The sequence below is a fragment of the Brasilonema octagenarum UFV-OR1 genome, assembly GCF_963888615.1.
In the GTDB taxonomy this organism is placed as follows: domain Bacteria; phylum Cyanobacteriota; class Cyanobacteriia; order Cyanobacteriales; family Nostocaceae; genus Brasilonema; species Brasilonema sennae.
On the sequence record NZ_CAWPKW010000073.1, the window covers coordinates 1 to 746 of the forward strand.

Here is a 746-nt window from a genome sequence, read left to right on the forward strand (position 1 = left end):
GCTAAACCAGTGGAATGCATAATAAATAAGGGAGAAATCCTCTACATACCGCCGGATTGGTGGCATCATTTCAAAAACCTCGAAGACACAATCAGCTTGGCTATCAACACAATGAATGAATGGAGCTATGAACTAATTCGTCAAGGTTTTTTAGAGCGGAATCCAATAAAAGGTCATCTTTTTCCGCTAATTGTGAAATTTCCGTTCCTAGGCAAAGCTTTATTGGCTGTTGGTTTGCTCTAACACTAGAACAAGTGACTTTGATCGCTACAACAAGAGGGCTTAGCTCTTAACTTATTGTATTCAGTGTGCTGTTGATTTTAGCTGTTTCACATTTAACTTGCATATTGAGGCGAGTAGACTGTCATTTGTTTGACTAAAATATTACAAAGGACAAATCGACAGAAGCAGACAACGATGATGAAAAACTATGCAATGTAGCTTTGTAAAAGTTGATAAAAATTATTTTTCATTGGGTTGGCAACAATAGGGTTGCAAAGCAATACGTAAAGCAAGGATAAACCTTTTATGTCTTCGTCTTCAGCAACTAGCTATAACAAATTTGATGAACCATTTGCCCGAATCCATAACGAAAATTTGGGGCCAAGTTACAACAAAATAGCGTTGCCAACATTGGAAAAATTACTATTACCTTACCTTCCTGAGAGAGCGAATATTCTCGACCTCTGTTGTGGGACAGGTCAACTGTCACAATGGCTGTTAAATAAAGGTTATCAGGTGACTGG

Annotated in this window: 2 protein-coding genes; both read left to right on the forward strand. The window is 37.9% G+C overall.

What is annotated here, in order from left to right; genetic code table 11:
* Window positions 1–243, forward strand: a 243-nt coding sequence (locus AC5590_RS05530; RefSeq protein WP_211178824.1) for a cupin-like domain-containing protein, incomplete at its 5' end; no start/stop codon positions are given.
* Window positions 244–528: 285 nt separating this feature from the next.
* Window positions 529–746, forward strand: a 218-nt coding sequence (locus AC5590_RS05535; protein ID WP_370460861.1) for a class I SAM-dependent methyltransferase, incomplete at its 3' end; no start/stop codon positions are given.